This is a genomic window from Burkholderia sp. JPY481, assembly GCF_038900515.1.
Classification (GTDB): Bacteria; Pseudomonadota; Gammaproteobacteria; order Burkholderiales; family Burkholderiaceae; genus Paraburkholderia; species Paraburkholderia youngii.
Map to the genome: position 1 here is coordinate 247,957 of NZ_JAYMRT010000008.1, position 24,345 is coordinate 272,301.

General features: G+C 61.2%; 23 protein-coding genes and 3 pseudogenes. 7 read left to right on the forward strand and 19 right to left on the reverse strand.

All coding sequences use genetic code 11. The features are described 5' to 3' along the window. Window positions 1-60: 60 nt before the first annotated feature. The 5 genes and pseudogenes from VSR82_RS20975 to cynR all read right to left on the reverse strand — a co-directional run. Window positions 61-167: pseudogene (locus VSR82_RS20975) on the reverse strand (IS5/IS1182 family transposase); the annotation flags it as partial. Window positions 168-424: 257 nt separating this feature from the next. Then, the gene (locus VSR82_RS20980) at window positions 425-904 is read right to left on the reverse strand and encodes a nuclear transport factor 2 family protein (RefSeq protein WP_018437280.1); all 480 of its coding nucleotides are present in this window, start codon (window positions 902-904) and stop codon (window positions 425-427) included. A gap of 126 nt (window positions 905-1,030) precedes the next feature. After that, entirely contained in the window at window positions 1,031-1,279 is a 249-nt protein-coding gene (locus VSR82_RS20985) for a hypothetical protein (RefSeq protein WP_342964143.1), read from the reverse strand. Window positions 1,280-1,491: 212 nt separating this feature from the next. After that, window positions 1,492-1,815 carry a DUF4148 domain-containing protein gene (locus VSR82_RS20990; protein WP_368585082.1) on the reverse strand — a complete coding sequence of 108 codons (324 nt, stop codon included), beginning with the start codon at window positions 1,813-1,815 and terminating at the stop codon, window positions 1,492-1,494. A 447-nt stretch (window positions 1,816-2,262) separates the two neighbouring features. Next, window positions 2,263-3,153: a transcriptional regulator CynR gene (gene cynR, locus VSR82_RS20995; RefSeq protein WP_498858028.1), complete on the reverse strand. Its 891-nt coding sequence runs from the start codon at window positions 3,151-3,153 to the stop codon at window positions 2,263-2,265. 152 nt (window positions 3,154-3,305) lie between these two features. Here cynR and VSR82_RS21000 point away from each other — a divergent pair, with 152 nt between their 5' ends. The 3 genes from VSR82_RS21000 to VSR82_RS21010 all read left to right on the forward strand — a co-directional run bounded on the left by VSR82_RS21000 (window position 3,306) and on the right by VSR82_RS21010 (window position 5,125). Continuing rightward, complete coding sequence (locus VSR82_RS21000; protein ID WP_036661880.1) at window positions 3,306-3,965, forward strand: carbonic anhydrase; 660 nt, start codon at window positions 3,306-3,308, stop codon at window positions 3,963-3,965. Window positions 3,966-4,028: 63 nt separating this feature from the next. Beyond that, window positions 4,029-4,499 carry a cyanase gene (gene cynS, locus VSR82_RS21005; RefSeq protein ID WP_429462957.1) on the forward strand — a complete coding sequence of 157 codons (471 nt, stop codon included), beginning with the start codon at window positions 4,029-4,031 and terminating at the stop codon, window positions 4,497-4,499. Window positions 4,500-4,645: 146 nt separating this feature from the next. Continuing rightward, window positions 4,646-5,125 carry a nuclear transport factor 2 family protein gene (locus VSR82_RS21010; RefSeq protein ID WP_429462956.1) on the forward strand — a complete coding sequence of 160 codons (480 nt, stop codon included), beginning with the start codon at window positions 4,646-4,648 and terminating at the stop codon, window positions 5,123-5,125. Between the two features lie 473 nt (window positions 5,126-5,598). Here the strand turns inward: VSR82_RS21010 and egtD are convergent. The 10 genes and pseudogenes from egtD to VSR82_RS21060 form a co-directional block, all read right to left on the reverse strand. Next, window positions 5,599-6,815 (reverse strand): annotated as a pseudogene (egtD, locus tag VSR82_RS21015) (L-histidine N(alpha)-methyltransferase). Then, complete coding sequence (locus tag VSR82_RS21020; RefSeq protein ID WP_429462955.1) at window positions 6,724-7,083, reverse strand: MFS transporter; 360 nt, start codon at window positions 7,081-7,083, stop codon at window positions 6,724-6,726. Before VSR82_RS21020 ends, egtD begins: the two are co-directional and overlap by 92 nt. 190 nt (window positions 7,084-7,273) lie before the next feature. Then, entirely contained in the window at window positions 7,274-8,023 is a 750-nt protein-coding gene (locus tag VSR82_RS21025; RefSeq protein WP_368585077.1) for an SDR family NAD(P)-dependent oxidoreductase, read from the reverse strand. Between the two features lie 48 nt (window positions 8,024-8,071). Further along, a complete protein-coding gene (locus VSR82_RS21030; RefSeq protein WP_429463652.1) occupies window positions 8,072-8,917 on the reverse strand; it encodes an alpha/beta fold hydrolase in 846 nt (281 codons plus the stop codon). Window positions 8,918-9,140: 223 nt separating this feature from the next. Then, window positions 9,141-9,542 carry a nuclear transport factor 2 family protein gene (locus tag VSR82_RS21035; protein ID WP_368585076.1) on the reverse strand — a complete coding sequence of 134 codons (402 nt, stop codon included), beginning with the start codon at window positions 9,540-9,542 and terminating at the stop codon, window positions 9,141-9,143. An 18-nt stretch (window positions 9,543-9,560) separates the two neighbouring features. Continuing rightward, window positions 9,561-10,064, reverse strand: a complete 504-nt coding sequence (locus tag VSR82_RS21040; protein ID WP_429462954.1) for a DUF3237 domain-containing protein — start codon at window positions 10,062-10,064, stop codon at window positions 9,561-9,563. 25 nt (window positions 10,065-10,089) lie between these two features. Next, window positions 10,090-10,836, reverse strand: a complete 747-nt coding sequence (locus VSR82_RS21045; RefSeq protein WP_498858029.1) for an SDR family NAD(P)-dependent oxidoreductase — start codon at window positions 10,834-10,836, stop codon at window positions 10,090-10,092. 42 nt (window positions 10,837-10,878) lie between these two features. Continuing rightward, a complete protein-coding gene (locus VSR82_RS21050; RefSeq protein WP_498858030.1) occupies window positions 10,879-11,289 on the reverse strand; it encodes a DUF427 domain-containing protein in 411 nt (136 codons plus the stop codon). 63 nt (window positions 11,290-11,352) lie between these two features. Continuing rightward, complete coding sequence (locus VSR82_RS21055) at window positions 11,353-12,552, reverse strand: MFS transporter (RefSeq protein WP_498858031.1); 1,200 nt, start codon at window positions 12,550-12,552, stop codon at window positions 11,353-11,355. Between the two features lie 63 nt (window positions 12,553-12,615). Further along, window positions 12,616-13,362, reverse strand: coding sequence for an SDR family NAD(P)-dependent oxidoreductase (locus VSR82_RS21060; RefSeq protein ID WP_498858032.1), 747 nt, complete (start codon window positions 13,360-13,362; stop codon window positions 12,616-12,618). 150 nt (window positions 13,363-13,512) lie between these two features. Between VSR82_RS21060 and VSR82_RS21065 the strand changes: the two genes are divergently transcribed. Both VSR82_RS21065 and VSR82_RS21070 read left to right on the forward strand, forming a co-directional pair. Beyond that, entirely contained in the window at window positions 13,513-14,394 is an 882-nt protein-coding gene (locus tag VSR82_RS21065; protein WP_429501355.1) for a LysR family transcriptional regulator, read from the forward strand. Between the two features lie 98 nt (window positions 14,395-14,492). Then, window positions 14,493-16,163 carry a winged helix-turn-helix domain-containing protein gene (locus tag VSR82_RS21070; RefSeq protein ID WP_498858033.1) on the forward strand — a complete coding sequence of 557 codons (1,671 nt, stop codon included), beginning with the start codon at window positions 14,493-14,495 and terminating at the stop codon, window positions 16,161-16,163. A gap of 39 nt (window positions 16,164-16,202) precedes the next feature. On the opposite strand, the gene VSR82_RS21075 is transcribed toward VSR82_RS21070, so the two are convergent. From VSR82_RS21075 to phnP, 3 genes and pseudogenes are all read right to left on the reverse strand, one after another. Beyond that, the gene (locus VSR82_RS21075; protein ID WP_498858034.1) at window positions 16,203-16,850 is read right to left on the reverse strand and encodes a glutathione S-transferase family protein; all 648 of its coding nucleotides are present in this window, start codon (window positions 16,848-16,850) and stop codon (window positions 16,203-16,205) included. Window positions 16,851-16,928: 78 nt separating this feature from the next. Next, on the reverse strand, window positions 16,929-17,675 hold the full coding sequence (locus VSR82_RS21080) for an SDR family NAD(P)-dependent oxidoreductase (protein ID WP_498858035.1): 747 nt from the start codon (window positions 17,673-17,675) through the stop codon (window positions 16,929-16,931). Between the two features lie 994 nt (window positions 17,676-18,669). Continuing rightward, window positions 18,670-19,560, reverse strand: a pseudogene (phnP, locus tag VSR82_RS21085) (phosphonate metabolism protein PhnP); the annotation flags it as partial. Window positions 19,561-19,608: 48 nt separating this feature from the next. On the opposite strand from phnP, the gene VSR82_RS21090 reads away from it, so the two are divergent. Together VSR82_RS21090 and VSR82_RS21095 are read left to right on the forward strand one after the other, a co-directional pair. Beyond that, a complete protein-coding gene (locus VSR82_RS21090; protein ID WP_429462886.1) occupies window positions 19,609-19,764 on the forward strand; it encodes a type II toxin-antitoxin system VapB family antitoxin in 156 nt (51 codons plus the stop codon). A gap of 1,037 nt (window positions 19,765-20,801) precedes the next feature. Continuing rightward, on the forward strand, window positions 20,802-22,667 hold the full coding sequence (locus VSR82_RS21095) for an alkaline phosphatase family protein (RefSeq protein ID WP_498858036.1): 1,866 nt from the start codon (window positions 20,802-20,804) through the stop codon (window positions 22,665-22,667). Between the two features lie 153 nt (window positions 22,668-22,820). Here the strand turns inward: VSR82_RS21095 and VSR82_RS21100 are convergent, their stop codons facing one another. Continuing rightward, entirely contained in the window at window positions 22,821-24,173 is a 1,353-nt protein-coding gene (locus VSR82_RS21100; RefSeq protein WP_429462884.1) for an epoxide hydrolase family protein, read from the reverse strand. Window positions 24,174-24,345 lie beyond the last annotated feature (172 nt).

Genomic DNA, 24,345 nt, shown 5'->3' on the forward strand with positions numbered 1-24,345 from the left:
TCCCCTGGATTCGAGTTGAGAGAGCGAATTGGGTCTATGAGCGGTCATCCGGCCTGATAACCACTCGCACGGCCTGCGCCAACAAGGCATGCCGCTGCCGAAGACTAGTTCTTGCGGAAGCTCATCGCATCAGGAATCTCTGTTTCCAATGCAAACAGGACGCCGTTCGGCCCGTGCCGGTATCCAGAGGACGCCCAGAGGATTCCAGAAGCAAGGGCTGCAAGACTTGCTGCCCACATCGAGTGGGCAGCAATCGTTTGAGGGCGGACTAGGTGAGAAGGACAGCGAGACGACCAGGAACCCCCAAGCGGGGGCAGGGTTGCTCCCTCATTGCGAGCTTCGGGAGGCCGTCGCAGAAGCTGTCTCACCTTTGCCTTTGCTTCCCCGAGTGCATCCAATCGAAGCGATACGATCAGCCTGGCTATTAGAGGCCGAGATCTGACAAGCCGGGATGATCATCCGGACGGCGGCCCAGCGGCCAATGGAACTTCCGCTCTTCTTCCTTGATTGGCAAATCGTTGATGCAAGCGTAGCGATTCACCATCAGACCGTCCTCGCGGAACTCCCAGTTCTCGTTGCCATAGGACCGGAACCAGTTACCAGAGTCGTCACGCCATTCGTAGGCGTAACGCACGGCGATCCTGTTACCAGTGAACGCCCACAGCTCCTTGATGAGACGATACTCGTGCTCCTTCGACCATTTGCGCTCAAGGAACCCTCGGGCTTCATTGCGGCCGTTTGCGAATTCAGCACGGTTGCGCCAGCGAGTGTCCAGGCTATATGCGAGGGACACTTTGGCAGCGTCGCGGGTGTTCCAGCCATCCTCGGCCAGGCGCACTTTCTCGACGGCGGATTCGCGTGTGAAAGGAGGGAGCGGCGGACGGATTTCAGTATTGGTCGACATGGTATTACCTCAGTGGTTGGTGGATGAAGACCCGAGACCGGGCCGAAGGTTGGATAAGAGCAGTGCTGCGAGTCCTTGATCGCTCGGTCTGGCGATTAGCCCGTGTACATGGCGGACTTCGCTCGCTTACGCCGCAAAGGTGATGTAACCGCCAGAGTGCGTCATGATGTGCGCCCAACGCACGGCCGCGTACAGGCCCTCGGCGCACGCAAAGTCGCTGCCGTCAATCGCGACGACCCACTGGTCTTCTTTGAGGCGTAGCGCGAGTCGTTGGTGGTCGACCAGATCGCTGTACCAGCGCCATGTGGCTAAGTTTGACTCGTCCGACTGCAGAGCTTGATGAAGGACAGCGACTTCGTAATGTGAGTGGCTCATGACAGTCTCCGTGAAGTACCGACCTTCATATGATGTAGACCGGTCTGTATCCGATGGGCGACGCGATTGCCCGGATTCGGTTCGTTCGCCAGGCAAACTAGCGAGCGAATCGTGACGACTGAATGTGGCGAGAATGAAGCACGCGGACGTGCCAGGACTTGCGCGATACTTCAGATCGCGTGGCGTCTAGTATTCGCGCTGCCGTTGGACGGCTATTGGCCGAAATAGATTGGCTGCATGCCGTCGTTGTCGACGTGACGAGCAGTCTTGGGAACACCCGCTGACGACGAGCCTGCCTCGGCGACACCGCCATAGCTCGCATCCCCGCGTTGCGCGGCCAGGCGTGCTTCGGCCGCCTGAATCTCGGCGGGGTAGTTGGGGTCTTCTCCACGAGACTGGTCGTAGCCCACAGCACGCAGTTGCGCGAGTTCCGCGCGAACCTGGGCGCGAGTCAATCCGGATGTGTCAGTGCCTGCGAAAACGGGGCTGGTGACAGATGCAGCGATAACGAGTACCGCAAGGAAGCGAGATTTCATGATTCTCTCCAAAGAAACAGTGACGACGGAGCAAGAATGCATCAATCCGGCTATAGGGTCTAAGACCGATATCCTATGTTCTCTATAGGATAAGCTAATAGTTCTGGTGATGGATTGAGAAGCCCGTTTTCTGACCAGACTGCAGACTTCTCGGAATGCGCCGTTGCTAGCTTCCGTCCCGCGATTGCCGAATCTAGGCCCGGTGCTCGAGCTGCTTAGTGCCAACCCCGGCTGTCTTCAACGCCGCGTAAATCACAATCCAGTTCCTGGCCGAAGTCGAGCGCCCACTCCTCACCGTCTCACCGTACGGTCATGCTCTTCAGCTGAAGCTTTGCGATGCCGACACCACCGGCGCGAGTTGTGCGAAGCGGCGTAGGTGTCGGAGCTAACGGAGAGCGCGTTACGTGTCGATCTCTTCGCTTCGCGCGTCGCGCGCCGCGATCTCCATTAGCGACGGAAGTTCTCCGTCAATTCCATCAACACCTGGACGAAGGCCTTGCTCGCTGCCGTCCGATACGCGTCCTTGCGTTGCAGCAGCACGGCCGTGCGCGTCGGCAGCGGCGGGTCGAGCAGCACGGGGTGCAGCTCGGTATGCTCGCGCGCGATGCCGTCGGGCAGTACGGTTGCGAGCTGCCCACGCCGCACGATCTCGACGATCGCACTGATCGAACTGACCTCGATGGCAACCTCCGGGAGAATCCGGTTCTGCGTGCAGTATTCGTCGATGTAACGCCGCGTCGCGAACGCCTTGTTAAGCAGCACCAGCCGTTCGTTGGCGAAGTCCTGCGCGGACAGCGGCTTGCGGCGCGTCGCGCGCGCATGGCCGCCGCCGACGACGAGGCTCAGCGTCTCGCGAAACAACGGCTCGCTTTCGATTTCCGCAGTGTGGACGGGCTCGAACGCGATGCCGGCGTCGAGCCTGTCATCGGCGAGCTGCGCTTCGATCTGATCCTGCGTGATTTCCTGAATGTCGATCGCGATGCCGGGATGCAGGCCATAAAAACGATCGATCACGGGCCCCACGAGATACGCCGTGAAGGTCGGCGTCACGGCAAGGCGCAGATTGCCGCGGCTCAGTTCGCCGACGTCATGTATCGCCCGCACGCCCGCATCCAGATCCTGTAGCGCGAGCTTCGCATAGCGCAACCACGCCGCGCCCGCATCCGTAAGTTGCACGTTCCGCCCCGAACGGTCTAGCAGCTGCGTGCGCAGCGTCTCTTCCAGTTGCCGCATCTGCTGCGACAGCGTGGGCTGCGAAACGTGCAGCGCCTCGGCGGCGCGCGTGAAATTGCGGTGTTCCGCGACAGCCAGGAAATAACGGATATGACGCAACAGCATGGCGAATTCCTCGTCCTCGAATAACTATTGGTGTTGCCTATGGTGAGCATCATAAACCCGTCTTGGACACTATGACGGAACAGGTTCATTCTCTGTTCAACGCATCGCACTGAGCGACACGGCAACGAACGCCAGATTGAATGGAGCAGACCATGCAAGAGATCATCGACGGTTTTCTGAAGTTTCAGCGGGACATCATGCCCGCGCGCAGGGAGTTGTTCCGCAAGCTGGCCACCAGTCAGACGCCGCGCACACTGTTCATTTCCTGTTCCGATAGTCGCATGGTTCCCGAACTGGTCACGCAGCGCGAACCGGGCGATCTGTTCGTGATCCGCAATGCCGGCAACATCGTGCCTTCGTTCGGTCCTGAGCCCGGCGGTGTGTCGGCAACGGTCGAATATGCGGTGGCTGCGCTCGGCGTGACGGATGTGGTGATATGCGGCCACTCGGACTGCGGCGCGATGACGGCCGTCGCGACGTGCAAGTGCCTCGACCATATGCCCGCTGTCGCGAACTGGTTGCGCTACGCCGACTCGGCGAGGCTCGTCAACGAGGCGCGTGAACATGCGGGCGAGCGCGAGCGCGTCGACTCGATGGTGCGCGAGAACGTCATCGCCCAGCTCGACAACCTCAAGACCCACCCCTCAGTTGCACTGGGACTCGCGCAAGGCCGCCTGAATTTGCACGGATGGGTCTACGACATCGAATCCGGCTCGATCGACGCGCTCGACGCCGCGACCCGCCAGTTCGTGCCGCTCGCTGCGCATCCCGATGTCACCGCGACGCCCGCCGAGTGCGTGGCTGCGCTCTGATTCCCGGCTTGTCGCACCGACTGTCGATCTCACCAGGTTGATTTTTACCCAAGGAGCAACATCATGACCCAATCGCAAGTCACACCGAACGCACGCGAAGCATTGACGGAAACGATCATCGACGCGAAGGTGCGCAAGAACCTCACCTTCGAAGCCATCAACGAAGGCACGGGCTTGAGCCTCGCATACACGACAGCCGCGCTACTCGGTCAGCATGCGCTGCCGGAGAATGCGGCGAAGCTCGTCGCCGAACGCCTCGGGCTCGACGACGCCGCCGTTCGCCTGCTGCAAACCATTCCCGTGCGCGGCAGCATTCCGGGTGGCGTGCCGACCGATCCCACCGTCTACCGCTTCTACGAAATGGTGCAGGTGTACGGCTCGACGTTGAAGGCGCTGGTTCACGAGAAATTCGGCGACGGCATCATCAGCGCGATCAACTTCAAACTCGATATCCAGAAGGTGCCGGACCCGGAAGGCGGCGAGCGTGCCGTCATCACGCTCAACGGCAAGTATCTGCCGACCAAGCCGTTCTGAACCCAATGATGCAAAGACGAAAATTCTTACTGAGCACCGGTGCCGCGCTTGCTTCGGGCGGCCTTGCCCTCTCGGGTTGCACGATGACGAGGCCGCGCTCCACGTCGAGCACCAGCAACGCGCTGTACCCCACAAGGAGATCCGAAATGACTTCACCCGCAGCAATTCGCCCGCCGCTTCCCCCGTTCACGCTGGAGACGGCTATCGAGAAAGTCCGTCTCGCGGAAGACGGTTGGAATTCGCGCGACGCCGCCAAGGTCGCGCTCGCCTATTCGCTCGACACGAAATGGCGCAATCGCGCAGAGTTCGCGAACAATCGCGCGGAAGCGCAGGCGTTCCTCGAGCGCAAATGGAAGAAGGAACACGAGTATCGTCTGATCAAGGAACTGTGGACGTTCGGCGGCAATCGCATTGCCGTGCGCTACGCCTACGAGTGGCACGACGACTCGGGCAACTGGTTCCGCTCCTACGGCAACGAGAACTGGGAGTTCGGCGAGGATGGTCTCATGCAACGTCGCTACGCGTGCATCAACGACATGCCGATCAAGGAATCGGAGCGCAAGTATCACTGGCCCTTGGGCCGTCGGCCGGACGATCATCCGGGACTGAGCGAGTTGGGACTTTGAAGCCCGGATCGTTACAGCCGCGATGAGCCATTAGCGCCCAACAATCCAGTGGCGACGAATGACGGATTGTTGGGCGTGCGCCGGCGCGCCGTCGGGATGTAGCAACTTAAATGTCGTTGAATTATTCGCGACTTTTCGTTTTCTCCTTTTGGGTGAAAGTATGATCTGTGTCCGGTGTCAGGTCTGAGCTGCAAAGCAGTCTTTCAACTCGCCAGTCTGCGGAATCGACGATCGGCCGGATTTGGCCGAGACCACCAGTTCGCTGAAGGTCCCGTAAAGCGGTCGTCGAAATCGTCGACGGCCGCTTTCGGCCGGCATCTGTGAATGAGTCCAGTCGGCCAAGAGCCGTCGTTCGTCGTCGCTCTTGCTCCCACATTCGACCGGCCGGTCGCCGCGTGAAAGCGGCCGTTCGATCGGCTAACACCATCGCAATTGCGCTTGCCGTCGAACCGGCTGAACTGAAATTGCTGCGCTCACCAGCGGGCGACGGCTTCGAGCAGAAAAACGCCAAACTGAGGCGCGGTACTCACCCAGGATTGCGTCACTTCCCATCCAGCAGATCTCGCGAGGTCTTCGAACGAATCGGTGGTGTACTTGTGCGAGGTCTCGGTGTGCATGCTTTCGCCAGCCTCGAAATGAATATCATGATTCAACACGCGAACCGTCTGTTTTGCCTGGCTGACTAGATGCATCTCGATCCGCTTCAGATCATCGTTCCAGATGGCTGAATGAGCAAACGCGCCCAGTTCGAAATTTCCTTCCAGCTCGCGATTGATGCGGAGCAGGAGGTTCCGATTGAAACGTGCCGTGACCTCGCCTTCATCGTTGTAGGCAGACAGGAGCGCCGGCGTGTCCTTGACCATGTCGACGCCGACAATGAGCTTTGCCTGACTGCCCAGGAGTTTCTTCACCGAGCGCAGAAAGGCGATTGCGTCGTCGGGCTCGAAATTGCCTATTGTCGATCCAGGGAAGAAGCCGATCATGGTTTCGTCCCCGTGCATGTCGGGCAGTGCCATGTCCCGAGTGAGGTCGCCTGCGACTGGGCGGACGTCCAGCGCCGGGTAGGCGTCGGCGATGCGTTGCCGAGCCTGTTTCAGTGCCGCTGTACTGATATCGATCGGCACGTAGGTGCCGATCTGCCGGGCGGCATCGAGGATGATCCGGGTTTTTGTGCTCGCACCGCTGCCGAATTCGACCAGGGTGGCGTGGTCAGGAATCTCTGAGGCGAGCTGCGCTGCAATGTCCTTGAGCATGCCGTTTCCGTGCGCGTCGGGTAATACTCGGGGGTCGCGCAGATCGCTTCGAACAGCGCCGACCCTTGCGCATCGTAGAAATACTTGAAAGGCAGCGATTTGACCGGACGCGACAGACCTTCGAGAACATCGCGAGCAAACGCGTCCGTGCCGGACAACAGATCGTGTTCACCGTCACCATTGTCGGACGCAGTGTCCCGCGCGAGAGGCGGACGGCAAACTGGGCGTCCAGCCGCCTGCGGCACCGCGCTCTGCCGGCAGGGGCAGGAACCACGTGACAGTGAACAAGGCCGCGATGAGGAGAGCCAACAGCCAGAAAGCCAGGTGCAAGGGCCAGGGCGCGTATTAAGTGAGTGCGCCTCCGACGATGAGCGCGGCTGCGAAGCCGGCGGCCTGGGCAGCTGTGGCAACCACAGAGGCTCGCCGGGGCGCACCACCCTCGTTGAATTCGACCATCGCCGCCGTCGACGGTCCGGCGGTCAGGCCGACGCCGACACCCATGAATGCCCGGGCCAGGAAAAGCCATGAGATATCGTGCGCGAGCGCGAGGATCAGTGCGCCGAGGAAAGAGGCATTCAGACCGAGCAGCATCGTCGCCCGTCGGCCGATCTGGTCCGACAGGCCGCCGAACAGGATGAGCACGCTGACAACCGCGATCGGGTAGACAGGAAGATTTCGGCTGTGGTCGTCGGGGTGAGATGCCATTCGCTTGCGTAGAGCCGGTACGTCATGGCGGGTGCCGCGCTGGTCCAGAGGGTATGAGCGACCACGCCAGCCGAGACCCGGAAACTGGCCCGGTGGCCAAGTGCGGCATGCGTGCATCGACGGGTGCTCCCGCTGTCTATCGCGGGGGCAGTCGGGCAGGCTGTATGGGTCATGGCCGTCTCCCCCGGTATCAGAGCTTGGAGCCGCCATCGACACGCAGCGTGTCACCCGTCACCCAGCGTGCCGCATCGGATGCGAGGAACAGGGCTGCGCCTGCGATGTCGTCGGGTTGCGCCACGCGCTTGAGGGCCTGCATGCCGAGGGTGAAGTCCCGCCCGGCATCGGTTTTGGCGAAGTTCGACATGTCAGTTTCAACAACGCCCGGCGCGATGGCGTTCACGCGAATGCCGCGCTCGCCGAGCGCTGCGGCGAAATGCTTGACCAGGGTGTCGATTGCTCCCTTACTCGCGGCGTAGGCTGACAGATTGCCAACCGAAGCGCGGGCTGCAAGTGAGGACAGCAGGACTACGCTACTGCCCTCGCCCAGCACGGGCAGCAGTTGCTGGACGAGGAAGTATGGGGCGCGCACATTGACGGCGAACAACCGGTCGAAGTCCTCTACAGTCGTTTCCGCGATTGACGAGGCTTTCGAGATGCCGGCATTCGCAACGAGAATGTTGAGACGCTCGCCAATCAGCCCGCGTACCTGACGGGCCAGTTCGTGAGGGCCGTTCGCCGCGCTCAGGTCTGCCGCGACCTTGTCGGCAGAACCACCCGACGCACGGATCGCCTCGACGACGGAATTCGCCGCCTTCTCGTCGCTGCCGAAGTGCACGATCACGCGCGCGCCTGCTGCTGCCAGAGCCTGAGCGGTTGCGCGGCCGATGCCGCGCGAAGCGCCCGTGACGAGTGCAGTTTTGCCGCGAAGATTAGTAGCCACGATTAACTCCTGTTGAATTCGGGATGAAATGTCGGTGTAACTGGCGACTCAGGAAAGGAACCTGGAAACGTCTTCCACGAAACGCTCGGGGTATTGATAGAGCGAGCCGTGATTGGCGTCCGGGTAGATGATCAGTTGGGCATTCGGGATGTGCTGGCGCAGAATCAGCGAATTGACCGTGTAGATGATCACGTCGTTGTCACCATTGACGACCAGAGTTGGCTGGCTGAGTGCAGACAGGTAGGCATATGGTTTGTCTTGCGGCGCGCCCCATTTCGCGAGTGCCGCGAGCTGAGCCGGTGCCACGGCTTCGTTGGCCGCTGGATCACGGTTCGCCGTGCGAAGGCGGAAGCGTTCGAGGAACGCACGTCCGGCCGTCTGGCTGGTTCCGGTCGGCGAGAAATGGACACGCAGCCAGAGATGGTCCGGTTCGGCATAGCTCGCGCCGAAGATTTCCTGCGCTTCGGGCGTCAGCGAGGCCATACCTTCTCCGCTGCGCGGGCCCGTGCCGACGAGGATCAGGCGGCGAACCAGCGTGGGCTCCGCAATGGCGAGCGTCTGCGCAATCAGGCCACCCATCGAGAATCCCAGTACATCGACCTGTTCGAGACCGAGCGCACGGATGAATGCGGCAGCGTCGGCCGCCATTTCCTCGATCGATTCGGGAACGCTGCCCGAACTACTCGAAATGCCGGCGTTGTTGAACAGGATGACCTCACGTCCGACGGCCAGGCCGTCAGTTACGGCGGGGTCCCAGTGATCCATGGTGCCGGTGAAGTGGATGTTCATGACGAGCGGAACCCCCGCGCGATTGCCGAAGCGGCGATAGGCGAAGCGGATACCGTTTGCGTCGACGTACTGCGTCGGTGCGGTCTGGTGCGTCTGGCGGCTCATGATTGCGATCCTTTCAGAGGTAAGTTCAGCAGTTGTTTTCCGGTATGTTTGAAATGCATGGGGTGCCGCTTTTGAAATCCGGTCACGCGCCTGGAAATCTCGTCGGGCGGTGCCTGCTGATGGGTAATTTATGCAGTGGCTGGCAAGAGGAAAAAGACTTTGTAGGCACGCGGCCATGCCTGACGGGTATGGGGCGCGCATGGCTGCCGGTTGCCTGCGCAAATCAGGACGGAAAACGTTCCCCGAACATGGGCAGGCCGCTGACCGATTGCGTCGCACTAGCCTCGTCCTGGAGCACGTCCCAGTGTTCGGCCAGCCTGCCATTCTCGAAACGCACGATATCGGCGGCAATCCACGCGGTTGGCCTGCCATTCCCGGAAAACCGGCCATGCGCAATCACGTAATCCCCTTCCGCCACCACGAGCTGGTTCTCGTAACGCAAGGTGGCAGGCAGGGTACGGATCAGGTCGAACAGTCCTTCACGTCCAGGCGCGATGTGCGCGCTGTGCTGGATATAGGAATCCGACCAGAAACGCTCGGCGACAGCGTAGTCGCGCTGGTTGAAGAGCGTATCGAAGGCTTCGAGGAGCAGTGCCTTGTTCTGTGCGGGGGTGGTTGTGGTCATGTTGTTCTCCAGTGAGAATCAGAGCACTTCAAATACGCTGTACACGGGGCCGTAGGCGAAACGGTGGCCGAGGCCGATGGCCTGAATGCCGTTAAGCCATTCGTAGCGCCCGGCTGGCGCCTCGAACATGGGGTTGATGCGGAAGTAGTAACTTGCGGGGTCGACGACTTCTCCATGTTCCAGGCGTTGGATCACGTCGGCCGGACCATGCCGGACGCCGTGGTATGACATCAGCAGGTTGACGCCGTCGTCGGTGCGCAGCGTGAGGCGCACATCGTGCATCGAGCCGGTATCGCCGCGCACGGTCTGCCAGTCGTTACTGCCGTCGAGCACGGTACCGGTGAGCCGGTCGCCCCCGAATGTGCCGGACTCAACGATGCCGACGCGGCGCAAGGCGCCCGGTGTCTGACCGACCGTCACGATTGGCTTGACGCCAAGACGGACCACGAACAGCGGCCGCGTCCGGACTTCCTTCATGACCGGGGGTAGATCGTCAAATTGGGGCGTATGGTTTGCGGACATGGTGTTGTCATCTCATCTGACGGGTTCATGCGGTCCTGCCGCCGTTGACGCGCAGGACTTCGCCGGTCATATAGCTGGCCTTGCCCGAACCGACGAAAGCGATGGCCTCGGCGATTTCCTCGGGCGTTCCGGCGCGTTTGAGCGGAACGCTCGACAGCATGGCGGCCTTGCGTTCGCTGGAGCCGGTCAGCCGGGTGAGCATCTCCGTATCGATGGGGCCGGGCGCGACGGCATTCACGCGCACGCCGGAGGCAGCGGCTTCCAATGCAGCGGACTTCGTGAGGCCTTCGACGGCATGCTTGCTGGCGGTGTAGATAGACATGCCAGCAGCGCCGCGCAAGCCCATCGTCGACGACACGTTGACGATGCTGCCGCGCTGTTGGGCCGTCATCACGCGCAGCTCGTGCTTCATCGCGAGCAGGGTGCCGAGCACATTTGCGTCGAAGACGGCGGCGTAGCGCTCGGGCGTCTGCTCGGCGATCGGGCCCGACTCCCCTTCGACGCCGGCCGCGTTGACGGCGATGTCGAGTTGACCAAAGCGTGCGACGGTGCCTTTGACAAGCGCTTCGACCTGCTCTTCATGGCGAACGTCTGCCTGGATGAATTCGGCTTCGACGCCGGTTGCGCGCAGTTCTTCAGCGAGCTTCTCGCCGACTTCAGCCCTGCGCCCGGCGAGCACAACGCGGGCTTTTTCGCGGGCAAAGACGAAGGCCGTGGCGCGGCCAATACCGGACAGTGCGCCGGTGATCAGTACAACGGGTGCGTTATTCATGCTGCTTCTCCGGCCGGGTAGAGTTCTGTGCAGGAAACGGAATCAATCGGAAATCGCGTCGACGGGCAGTTCCTCGATGGCGTCGACACGGTCGGGGTAGAAAGCCAGACGCTCGCGGATTGGTGCAACGGCTGCGTAAGGCTCCTCATAGGTCCAGACGGCATTGATGCCTGGTTCGCCGGCCGACGGGATCGAGAAGTAGGCGCACTCGCCCTTGTATGGGCAGTAGGTGGCATGGTCGGTGCGCTCGAGCAGCTTCATCTCGACGTCCTCGCGCGGGACGTAGATCACAGCCGGGTAGCGCGCCTCGCGCAGCGTCAGCGCATCACGGGTATCGGCGATCACCTTGCCACCGGCCTTGATGACGATCCTCGACGGATGGCGCTCGATGGTGATGGGATGGTCGGGGCCCGGAATCTTGACGGGTTTGCCCTGCGGATGCGTTGTGTGCATGATCAACTCCTGGTCGGAAAGCGGAGGGCAGCGGGCCGCGCGGTCGCAGCCCGCTGGAATAGTTCAGGTGGTCGCGGGCTCGACAGTCCTGCGAGGATGCCCGCCGGTCAGCGCGAGCGTCAGGATCGAAACCAAGGCGAGTCCGGCACCGAAGTACATTGCATTGAAGAGACCCAACCCGTCGACGATCCGGCCGCCGACGAACGAACCCAGTGCAATTGAGATCTGGAAATTGGCTACGAACAGCGCCATGCCACCTTCGCGGACTTCGCGGGTTGCCTGCGCCATCCACATCTGCAGTGCGACGGGCATGGCGCCGTACGCGGTTCCCCACACGGCCAGCGCGACCAGCACCGACGGCCGACTGGTGCCGAGTGCGGGAAGCATGGCGAGCGGCAATGCGATAAACAGGATGCTCGCGATGAGCGTGGTCCTGACGTTCCGTTGCGCGGATGAACCACCGATGAAATTACCGAGCAGCCCGATGAACGTGTAGCCGAGCAGCAGCAACGAGATGACCTTGCCGCCAAATCCCGACACCGTTGCGAGGAACGGAGTGATATACGTATAGGTCGCAAACTGTCCGCATAGGGCCAGCGTCATCGCGATCAGCCCGATGCGTGCCGGTCGCGTACCGAAGATGCCGAGCAGATCGCGTGTGCTTACCCGATGCTCTACGTGTAGCGACGGCAACGAAACCCACTGGGCCAGCAGCGCGGCAACGGACAGCGCGAGCGCTGCGCCAAATGCGGTACGCCAACCAGCCAGGTCCCCGATCAGTGCCCCGGCCGGGCCGCCGATCAGCATGCCGAGCGAGACGCCCGCGAAAATCAGCGATGTCGCCCGACCGACATGGTTCTCCGGCACGAGCCGGGCGCCGAGCCCCACACTGATAGCCCAGAATCCGCCGATTCCGAATCCGAACAGCGCACGGGCCGCGATGAGAATCGTGAAGTTCGGCGCCAGCATGGCCGTCAGATTCGAGATGACGAGCAGCAGGCCCAGGGCGAGTAGCACGCGCCGACGGTCGAAACGTCCGACCGCTACCGTAAGAAACGGCGCGGCGATGGCGGCCAGCAGCCCCGGCGCCGTGACCATGATGCCGGCGGTTCCTTCGCTGACGCCCAGTCCCTGGCTGATGTAACGCAGTAGCCCGACGGGAAGGAATTCCGTGGTGCAGAACACGGTCGCGCTGAGTGCGACCGAAAGAACCGCGAGCCAGTTTCGCGTGCGCGGGGGCTGTATTGAGGTAGTTTGCGACATTGATATATCCCGGTGCGTGAATCGAATTGGATTGCCGAAATGGCGGCGTCGCGGTCGACTCGCTCAGAGCTTCGAGCCGCCGTCCACATTGAGCGTCGCGCCGGTTGTCCATCTGGCCTGGTCGGAGGCGAGGAAGGTGATCGCAGCGGCGATATCATCGGGTTCGGCGAGCCGTTTGATGGCCTGAAGGCTGAGCGTCATGTCGCGGCCTTCGTCGGTGCGGGTGAAGCTCGACATGTCGGTTTGCACCACGCCGGGTGCGACTGCGTTCACACGGATGCCGCGCGGTCCGAGGTCATCCGCGAATTGGCGCACAAGGGTGTCCACGGCGCCTTTCGTGGCCGAGTAGGCCGATAGTTCGCCGACGGCCGCATGGGCCGCGAGCGACGAAAGCAGCGTGACGCTGCTGCCCTTGCACATGATCGGCAGCAATTGCTGAACGAGAAAATACGGAGCGCGGACGTTGACTGCGAACAGTTCGTCGAAATCTTCGACGCCTGTTTCCTCGAGCGTGGCTGCCTTCGCGATGCCAGCGTTGGAAACGAGGATGTCGAGCCGTTCACCAACGATTGCCCGGACATGGCGCGCGAGCCTGTGCGGCCCGTCGAATTCGGCCAGATCTGCCTGGATGGCATGGGCACGGCTGCCCGCCGAAGTGATTTCGGCGACGACGGCCTTGGCCTCACGCGCACCGCGGCCATAGTGAACGATGATCTGAGCGCCTGCCTGCGCGAGCGCAAGCGCAGTGGCGCGCCCGATGCCACGGGAAGCGCCGGTGACGAGAGCGGTCTTTCCTGTCAGGGTGTTCATGATCGTCCTTCCAGCAGATAACTGACGTTGAGGCGAGGGAGGGTTTCGTCCGGCTGATGTGATCGAACGATAGTCGCCACTTGTCCGCGCGAAAAAGACTTTGTAAGCTGACCCCCATACCTGTCAGGCATGACTAAAAGGAACGCGTGTATGGAACTGCGTCATCTTCGTTATTTCGTCGCCGTGGCCGAAGAGGGCAGCCTGACCGTCGCGGCGGAACGTCGGCTGTACACGTCCCAGCCGTCTCTGAGCCGGCAGATCAGAGACCTTGAATACGAAGTAGGTGCACAACTGTTCGTGCGCAGCGCGCGTGGCATCGAACTGACCGACGCTGGCAAGGCATTTCTGGACCATACCCGCCTCGCCCTTGCACAAGTCGATGCGGCGTGCGAGGCAGCGCGGCGGGCGGCGCGACCGTCCAAGCCGACGTTTGCTGTTGGCTTCCTGAGCGGACAGGAAGTGACCTGGCTTGGGGAAGCGACTCGCGTGCTCGCGAGCGATCTGCAGAGCATCGAAATGACGGTTTCGAGCGAGCACTCCCCTGAACTCGCAGAGGGATTGTCGACGGGACGGCTGGACGTCGCCTTCATGCGTGCCGAAGCCAACCGACCCGACCTCGAGTACGTGACGGTCGCACGCGAGCCGTTCGTCGTGCTGATGCCAAGCGACCATCGCCTTGCGGCCTTCGATGAGATCGACGTGCACGAACTGGCGGGTGAATTATTCATAGGCGGCTCAGACGTAGCCGGTCCCATGCGCGGCGCGATCGAGAACTATCTGTCGACAAACGACGTCGCCATCGACCCCGCGCATCGCGTGCACAACCTGACGATGGCGATGTCGCTAATCGCCTCGACGAGAGGCGTTGCCTTGCTGCCCTCCTATGCCGAGAAACTGCTGCCCTGGTCGGTGACAAGCCGACCGCTCAAGGGCGAACCGCCAAGTATCGAGCTTGTGGTCGGCTATAACCGGAACAACCGCTCAGCGATCCTGTCGACGTTTCTGTCGCGCATCGACCAGATCAAGCAGTGACGTGCACAACGGCAGGTTGCACGCCAGAAGCTGCGGCCTGCGCGGGATAGCTGGCCAGAAGTAGACCAAGCTTAATGTCAGACTAAACTGAGTCCAGTATGTCGCTCGGAAGCGTGAGGTCCGCGCAGGAAATGGCGAGTTGCGCAGCGCTTGCGCCGGACGCAGTTGTCACGGCTTTGATGCAGCTCGTCGACAAATCGCTTGTTTCGGTGGCCTCGGGTAGTGGCAACGTCCGGTATCGGCTGCTCGAATCAACTCGCGCATACGCGCGGGAGAAGCTACGTGCGAGTAATGCGATGGACGAATGGTCGAGGCGGCACGCACGCTACTTCCTTGATATTTTCCGGGCCGCCGAGCGGCAGACGGAGCTACGGGCCGACGTTGATTGGAAAGACGGCTACGTGCCGCATCTAGATGACCTTCGCGCCGCGATGCTGTGGTGCTTCAGTGCTGAAGGGGACATGACGCTTGCGGTCGAACTCACGGTCGCCAGCATTCCGTTTCTGATGCATCTTGCCCTGCTTCAGGAGTGCCTCGAGAAAGTGGACAGGGCGCTCGAGTGGCTGTCGGTAGAGGGCGCTCAGATAGACGAGCGGCAGATGAAGCTTCATGCGGCACGAGGGATGTGTTTGCTTTGCCATACCGTTGCGTCCAGCACAAGTGACGCCTTCGATTCGACTGTGAAAATCGCGGCGCGGGTCGGTAATTCAGATTATCAACTGTTGGGCATGTGGGGGCGATGGAGGTGCCACTACCTCAACGGTGAATATGTGCTGGCTGTGCCGCTCGCTCAACACTTTAATGAGCTCGCAGCGGCCTCCTCATGCACATGCGATCGCCTTGCCGCCTATCGTCTGACCGGCCTGTCGCATCTGTTCAGAGGCGATCTGCCGGGTGCGCTTGCGAACCTGCAACGCGCATCGTGCGATCGTACGTCGCTGGCGCGCGCAGAACGGATGCGCTTCCTTTACGATGAGAAAATGCTGTCGCACGCATCGCTCGCACTCACGCTGTGGTTCGTGGGCGAAGTGGATCAGGCACGACAGGCTGCACGACAGTCGCTCGAAGATGCGCGAGAGTTCGATCATCCTGTTTCGATCTGCTATGCGCTGAGCGAAGCCGTTTGCACGCTTGCCGTGTTATGCGGCGACGCGACCGCGCTTGAGGAGGCCGTCGCATCTCTCGAAGGAGAAACGCGGCGCCACAGTATTTCGACGTGGCGCGCCCGTACGCAGATGTGGCGAGGCCTGCTCGATCTGCATGCGGGCGACACTACCGCCTTCGCCCGGACGATCTCCCCGGCGATGACGAACATTGGATCGAAGCGCTTCTATGTGTCGCTGTCGCCCTACATCACAGCGCTGGCCGAGGCGCTGTGCCGGCGAGGCATGATTTCCGAGGCGGCCGAAGTCATCGACGCGTCGGTAGCCCGCGCGATTCGGACCGACGACAGGTGCGCTCTGCCTGAGTTATGGAGAGCGAAGGCGGAGGTACTGGTCGCAATCCGGGGCGACGAAGGGATACCGGCGGCCGAATCGATTTTGACCGATGCTCTTCAGATGGCCCAGAAACACGGATTCCTTGCGTGGCAGTCGCGTTGCTCGTTGAGCTTTGCCCGGCTCCGACACATGAAAGGTGACGCGAAAGCCGCGCTCAATGCCATCGTTCCCGCGACGCAGCAGGCTGCGGATGCGGGTGACATCCGCGCGGCGGGCCCCACGCTTACCGGCCGTGAGGCGAATCACAGAAGCCGGCCACGGAGATACTAAGCGCACGGCATCGGTCACGGCAGGCTACCTTGCGGGCCGTCATGCCTTCGACGACGGACGTGCGTTGACTTTGTCGTACCACGCTTGCAGTGCGTCGAAGCCCGCGGGAATGCTCAGCTTCATGCCGCCCGCCGCGAAGTCGATTGCAACCAGCGTAGTAATGTCAGCCACCGAGAATGCGTCGCCCGCGACGAATGGCAATGTCTTGAGACGGTCATTGAAATCGGCAAAGAAGTGCGCGACGCGCAGCTTGCTGCGCTCGACGATTTCGGGGATCTGCTCGTACGCATGCGGGCCCGACAGCGCCCGACCTTTCAGCCCGGCAACGGCGTTTCTGACGCCCTCCATCACCGCCGAGAATCCGTCCAGCTCGGCACGTCGTTCCCACATCGTGACGAGCGCCTTCGTAGTTGGCGTCGTGCCCAGCAATGCGGGCCTGTCGGGGTAGGCCTCCTCGATGTAACGCCAAATTGCCGGGACTTCGCCAATCGCTGTGCCGTCTCGCAGCACGAGCGTGGGCACCTGGCGGCGAGGGTTGATCGCAACGTAGGCATCGGAGAATTGCTCTTTGGCACCGAGGTCCAGCGCTTTAGTAGGAAATTCGATGCCCTTCTCGGCGAGAAAGATGCGAACCCGGCGAGAGTTCGGGGAGGCCTTCGATTCGAAAAAGGTGAGATCGGTGTTCATTGATGATTCCATCCAGAAGTGTCGCTTATATGGAGGGCTTCGCCGGTTCAGCAGGAAGCCCAAATCCGCGCTGAAAGCTCAACCCGCTGTCTTGCGGCCATCGACGGTGAGGATCTGCCCTGTGACAAACGCAGCACCGTCATTCGCCAGGTAGAGCACCGCCGCGGCGATGTCGTCAGGCCTACCGATTCGTGCGAGTGGAACCGTTGCCGCGAGCGAGGCCTTGTTTTCCGGCGTGCCGGTGAATCGGTCCAACATGCCTGTGTCAGTGGGGCCGGGAGCAACGGCGTTGACGCGAACTCGCGCCGAAGCGGCCTCGAGCGCAGCCGATTTCGTGATCCCTTCCACAGCATGCTTGCTGCCCGCATACACCGAAGCGAAGGCCGCACCCTCATGACCATAAGTCGAGGATATGTTGATGATGCTGCCAGCTTGCTGTGCGGTCATCACGCGCAGTTCGTGCTTGAGACTCAGCAACGTGCCGAGCACGTTGGTGTCGAAGGTATCAGCGTAGCTCTCGGCAGTCTGATCGACCACAGGTCCCGGTTTGCCTTCCGTGCCCGCATTGTTGACTGCAACGTCGAGCCGGCCGAAGCGAGCAACGGTTTCGTCGACGAGGTGACGGACGTCTTCGTCGCGGCGTACGTCAGCCTGCACGAAGAAAGCTTGTGCGCCTGCTTCGCGCAATTCGGCTTCAAGCGCCGAACCTTCCGTGGCGCGGCGGCCCGACACGACGAGGCGTGCGCCCACGCGGGCGAATGCAAAAGCGGTTGCGCGGCCGATGCCCGTGAGGGCGCCGGTGATCAGAACGACGGGTTGGTTCATTTTGCGGCTCCAGTTAGGTAAGTTGATGTCAAACGCAACGCAGAGAGAGCTTCGATTCCAGGGGAGCGCGCAATACCTATTGCTTAATATGCAGCTCCCGTCACTGGACGTGAGTTACGCGACGGTGACGTCGTGCGGCGTGTGTGAAATGCTCTAACTCGTGCATGCAGAGTAACGTTTCAGCTCGCAACGGAAAAAGACTTTCCAGGCTTACCCGCATGCCTGCGAAGCATGGCTCCGGAGCCGGGGATAGTGGGAAAGCATGACTACCGATCTACGCTAGCGCGTTACGGTCCCGAAGCAGCGAACCGCATCGCTGGTGGAGCAGCAAATGTCCGCAGCGCATCCGTCACCGGAGCGGCACACCGTTTGCCCTTATTGATGAAATACGCACAGAGCCTTCAGTTCCAGTTTCAGCGGCGCAGAATGGACCGGATGTGGCAACGCATTTAGACCCGTTGCGCCTGATGGCTTCCTAAGACTCGTTACGCCTGGCGTTTTAGAGCTCGGTGCAACATCATCCATGGCGGCCATGGGTGAACACAGGCCACACCGCGCGCGCTCGATGGCGGCTGGGCGCTCCCAAGCGGTCATGTGACTTTGAGTACGCCCAACGGCGGCTCCGGGGTCGTGAAGACCCATTTGCATTTCGCCGAGGCCGACATGCACCTGCACCTGATCGTCAACGACAGCAAAGGGACATGCAGCAGCCACACAGCGTGTGACTGGCGAGCGTCGGCTTTGGCCGAACTGCTGTCTCCGCGAAAACGTGGATTAGAGGATACGACCGCGCGACCGGCGACCGTGGAGTCGAATTGAGCCTCCGATCTCACAGTGCACGATTGCGGGGCCTTTGCAATGCAGCGTTCCGTGGACGTATCAATCCGTACACCAGAACCACAACGTTGTTGCGCGAAGCGACAGCGGCCACTCCGAAACCAAAATGAAAAAAGGACTGCAGAGATTTCTCTGCAGCCCTTTGACTTTCAGGCGTCTACGCTTCGCGCGTTCGGAAATTTTGCTGCGGTGTGGCTTCCGTCAACGCATCATCGCTACCTTCCTCCAGCGAAATATTCCGCGTTTCGCGTCCCTTGACCCACCAGAGCGCGGCGGCAACCGGACCGGGCAGTGCGAGCGCCAGCAGCACGAGCAACGGTGCGGAAGGTGTGCCCGTCGTGCTGGGCCAGTCCTGCGCGATCAAAACGCCTTCTGGCATGACGTTCTCTGATTGCTCCAATAACCACGCGTCGAGCGTATGGGATGCATGAGTCATCCATGCACGCACTGGCCGAAGCTGCTTGACCAGCGCACAAGCGGTATTCCAGTCGTTGTGGGCCGGCTGGGCCTTTGGCGGGAACGAACAGTCGAGAGCCAGCGAAAACGCCCCCCATCCCTGCAGCCACTCCGGCGTGGAAGGCGGCAAGCCGATCGTGTCGGTCAGATAGGCGAAGCGTTCTCCGCCAGGCCCTTCGATCGCATAGCCGAACGTTGGTTTGGAATAGATCAGCGGCAGCGCCGTGAAACGCAGGTCACCGACATAGAACGTGCCGGATTTCTCGGCCTGATTAAATGCGAGCAGGCCCGGGTTGCGATACAGATCGGCGCAACCGTTGCTGTCTGGCGGGGCCCAGGTCGGGATGGATTTCCCGACGCCCCAGCGCAGATGGAACAATCCCTGCACATGATCAGGATGGAAGTGCGTGAGTACGATCGCATCGAGACTTCCAGCCGGAAAACGCTCGGATAGGTTCACCAGCCCTGCATCGAGCAGAACCCAGGTCGTGTCCGTTTCGATCAGCGTGCTGCAGGGACGACGAACGCAAGCGGGCAAAGCTCGCGCTCGTGTACATGCGGGGCAGTTGCAGCCGTAAAGCGGTACGCCGCCTGCCGCGCCGGCCGGTCAATCGTCAGGAACGGTATTGACGATCGCCTCATGGCCGACCCGCTCGCTGCAACTGGCTTGAAAACCAGGCGTGAAGCGGTGGAACTGGTGAAGATCATTCTCCAACTCAAGTGCCAGAGAGAGATCGTTCAGTTTCTCGGCAAGCTCCGCTGGCAGGGCGAGCTCGAGTCAATGAGAACAGACTAACAACGCTTGTCCATTCCAGCGAATGAGCGACTTCTTCAGGGGCGCAGTCGCCCCGGAATTTGCGTGTCTCATCGCGCTTTGATCGACGCGCTCGTCCCAACATTCTCACGGCCTTGGCCGTAAAGGCGATGTTGTTTCATAGCTTGGTCGGAACCTGAAGAGTAGTTGCATCAACTGAGAGCACGAGCCGCCCGCAGAAGGCAGTAAGAGGATCATTGCTCAGTCTGCGATGCCCCGGCACGCGCGACGCCGTGTCGTCTTCCGTGGATGCGCACGGATGTCGCGCATTGGAAGTCCAGGGAGGGCGAAACTGAGCTCCGGCATGAAAGGGTTAGCCAGGATCGCGAGCGGGAATGTTCCAGGCTAGCGAGTAGCAATTCGAAGTCGCGAGTATTGCAGGAGAGGAAGGTCAAATGATTGCGGCGATGTCGATCATCGCCGGATTGCTCGCCGTCTTTCAGTGACGCGTCAGGGGGCGCGCGTCGAAGGCGTGGAAACGGCGGAAAGCGTCGAAGAGACTCCGCCCTCCGCGGATGTTGCAAGGTCCCCGAGCGCGATCAGGCTGAGGCCTACGACATGCTTTTGCTGGTCTGACACGGGTAGCCGGCGAATCTGGGCATCGTGAAACTGCTACGGGACGCGACTGGGTTGTCCCCGTCCCCCTCGACACATATCGTGGACAGCTGATTGAGATAGACGATAGCGGCGTCCGTGTCGAAAAGCCAAGGAACGGTTGCAATACGGAGCCGGCGTCTGAACCTTTGTCCAACGGGTTGGCGCACCCGACGACAGCCCTCTGTAATGCCAGCGACTCTCCAGCTTCATGGAACGGCTCTAAGGTCTTACCGTTGTAGTCAACGGTAAGGAGACGGCAAATGGTGAGGTCCCAACTGTCACAACGATGCAACAACGCATGCGTACGACTTTCGATCGCAGCTTTCGCGGGAGTGGCCGCTTTAGCGTTCGCTACGTTGCCCGCCGGCGTGTCTGCGGCAGGCAACGATCGAACGACCCGAACACTGACGCCGATCAAGCATGTGATCATTGTTGTCGGCGAAAACCGAACGTTTGACCACGTTTTCGGCACCTATCAACCCGCGCAAGGCCAATCAGTGTGGAACCTGCTGTCGCGCGGCATCGTCAATGCGGATGGCTCCCCTGGGCCAAACTTCGTCAAGGCGCAGCAATATCAGGCGCAACTGATTGGACCGGCCAAATTCGCGCTGGCCCCGTCGAATAAAACGCCGTACGGGTCGCTGCCGGCGCCCAACACAGGCGGGGCACCGACTGCCGCGAGCGATGCGAGCCCGCCACCATTCGCGACTCACGATGCGGCCGCGCAGGCCGAAGGGGCGGCGCTCGAAGCGTCCGACATCGATCAACTATTGACCGGCGCGACAGGGCTGCCGGCGGATGCAGAGGATTCTCGGGTGGCCAACTACAATGCGTTGCTGAGCGGTCCGTATCTGTTGCAGCCTCCGCTCTATGATGCGTACATGGGCGGTCCGGTGCACCGCTTCTATCAGGCCTGGCAGCAGGCGGACTGTGCCGTCGAGCATGCGAGCCGCGAGAATCCAAGTGGCTGTCTGGGCGACCTGTTTGCGTGGGTCGAGACCACCATCGGCGCGGGCAGCAACGGTAAGCCGCAACCGACGCCTTTTAGCGATCAGACCACCGGTGAAGGCTCGAATGCGCTCGGCTTTTACAACGTGAACAATGGCGACATGCCGTACTTCACGCAACTGGCGCGGCAATACGCGATGAGCGACAACTATCACCAACCGGTGATGGGCGGTACGGGCGCCAACAGCATCATGATCGGCGCCGCTGATGCGTACTACTACACCGACGGCAACGGCAACGCGGCAACGCCACCTTCGGATCAGATTGAAAATCCCGATCCGTTGGCCGGCACCAACAACTGGTACACCCAGGATGGCTACTCGGGCGGCAGCTATAGCAACTGTTCGGACCCGAGCCAGCCGGGTGTCGGGCCGATCCTTCAATACCTCGAATCGTTGCCCTATGACCCCAAGGCGAACTGCGCGCCAAAGCACTATTACCTGCTGAACAACTACAACCCTGGTTATAACGGCGACGGCACGGTACTCGACAGGGCAAAGTCGCCTTTCACGATCCCGCCGTCACCGGTGCGCACCATCGGGGACACGTTGCTCGATCGCAACATCCCCTGGAAGTATTACGGGGAAGGCTGGCAGAGCTTCATCAAGGATCCGACCAAAAGCGTTTACTGCAATATCTGCAATCCGTTCCTGTACGAGACGTCGATCATGACGAACCAGCAGGTGCGGGACACGCATCTTGCAGATTTGCCGGACCTGTATGCGGACATCGGCGCGGGCAATCTGCCAGCTGTATCGTTTGTAAAGCCGGGCGGCTTGCTTGATGGACATCCGACATCGTCGAAGTTTGGACTTTACGAGGCGTTCGTGAGGAAACTGGTCGATGCGGTGAAGAGTGACCCGAAGCTATGGGCCACGACGGCGATCCTGATCACCACGGACGAGGGCGGCGGCTACTACGATTCAGGCTATGTTCAACCCATTGACTATTTTGGCGATGGTTCGCGCATCCCGATGATCGCAGTATCGAAGTACTCGACCGGAGGACGCATTTCCCACAGCTACTCCGATCACGCATCAGTGGTCAAATTCATTGAGCGCAACTGGGGGTTGCCGCCGATCACCGGTCGTAGTCGTGACAACCTGCCAAATCCGATCCAACGCAGCAATAACCCATACGTGCCGGTGAACGCGCCTGCGATCGGTGACCTGTTCGATCTGTTCGACTTCAAGCGGGAATCCCGCGATCACGCTCATGAGCATGGCAGGCCGGACAGCGATGACGATCGCAGCGGCGGTATCGGATGGTGGCCTTTCTGACGGTGTTCTGCTTGCGGTACGCTGGGTACCACAATCTGGAATCGCCGCGCACTGCCGGCGCGACGGTTTCATCCGCAGGGCCAGCCGGCTATTGGCAGCGATGCTGCTGGCGACCGCTGTGCCTCCGGCGCATGCGTCAGAGCGTTTCGCACTTTACGCGCGCAAAGGCCTTAACCCGGCGCGCACTTCATGCGCGAAGATCATCGGTTCTTCCCACGCCGCGAAGTGCCCGCCCGTTTCGGGCTTGTTGAAGTAAATCAGGTTGTGATACGCCTTTTCTGTCCAGCTCTTCGGCGCCTGGTAATTTTCTCCGGGAAACGCGCTCACAGCGGCAGGCACACTGACGTCGGCCGCGAGAAAGAAGTTCGCGTGCGATTCCCAATAGAAGCGCGCCGCCGAAACCCCGGTATTGGTGAGCCAATAGAGTGTGATGTCGTCGAGCACGTCATCGCGAGTGAGCGCGCCTGCGGAATGACCGTTGACGGGATGACCGAGCACGGCAGCGCTCAACGCCGCGGCAGGCTGGCCGTAACCATCGCCGTGATCGAGCAGCCAGGACGCCAGCGCGACCGGCGAGTCGGCGAGGCCGTACAGCGTCTGCGGGCGTGTGCCCATTTCGAACGCGTAGCCGCGCTTCTTCTTGAAGTTCGCGCTCAACTGTTCATACGCGTGCTGCTCTTCGTCCGATAAGCCGGCAGGCATGGCGTCGCCCGCGGCAAGCGACTTCAGAACCTCTGCGGGAACCGAAGCAGGGAAGTTCACGTGAATGCCCATCAATTCAGGCGGCGCCTGTTTGGCCATGATGTTCGTCACGATGCCGCCGAGATCGCCTCCCTGCGATGCAAAACGCTGATAGCCCAGCCGCTTCATCAACGTGACCCACGCACGGGCGGTGCGCTCCGGACCCCAGCCCGTTGTGGTAGGTCTCGCTGAAAAACCATAACCGGGCAATGATGGAATCACGAGATGAAACGCATCCGAAGCCGGCGCGCCATACGCAGTCGGATTGACGAGCGGATCGATGATCTTGAACTGTTCGATCACCGAGCCGGGCCAGCCGTGCGTCACGATCAACGGCATCGCGTTGTCGTGCTTCGAGCGCACATGGATGAAATGGATATCGAGTCCGTCGATCTCGGTGACAAACTGCGGATACGAATTCAGGCGCGCTTCGCATTTGCGCCAGTCATACCCGGTCGCCCAGTATTGCGCGAGCCCCTGAATGGTGGCGAGCTGAATACCCTGCGATTCGTCGGATACCGTCTCACGATCCGGCCAGCGCGTGGCCTTGATGCGACGCCGCATGTCGGCGAGCTGCGAGTCGGGGACATGAACATGGAACGGGCGAATCGCGGTCTTGTCGCCGTTCGCGGGTTCCACGATTTTGCCGACTTCCGGGTTCCTATCTGCGAAGGCGAGGCGGCTCAGCGAGCCCGCGGCGAGCGCCGCGGCGGCCATGCCCACGAACTGTCGACGCGATGAGGATTGGGGGGTGTCTTGTGACATGGAATCGATCTCCTGCCTTGAATTGAGTGTCGCGCTGCGCGTGAAGTGTTCGACGTGCAGCTTCACGAAGTGATGCGTGCTCGTAGGCTTGCGACCCGGCGTCCGGTTCGCGATCGCGTATTTGACCGGATGAAGGTATCCCGTTTGTGTCTGAAAGTTAGATGCGTGTAAG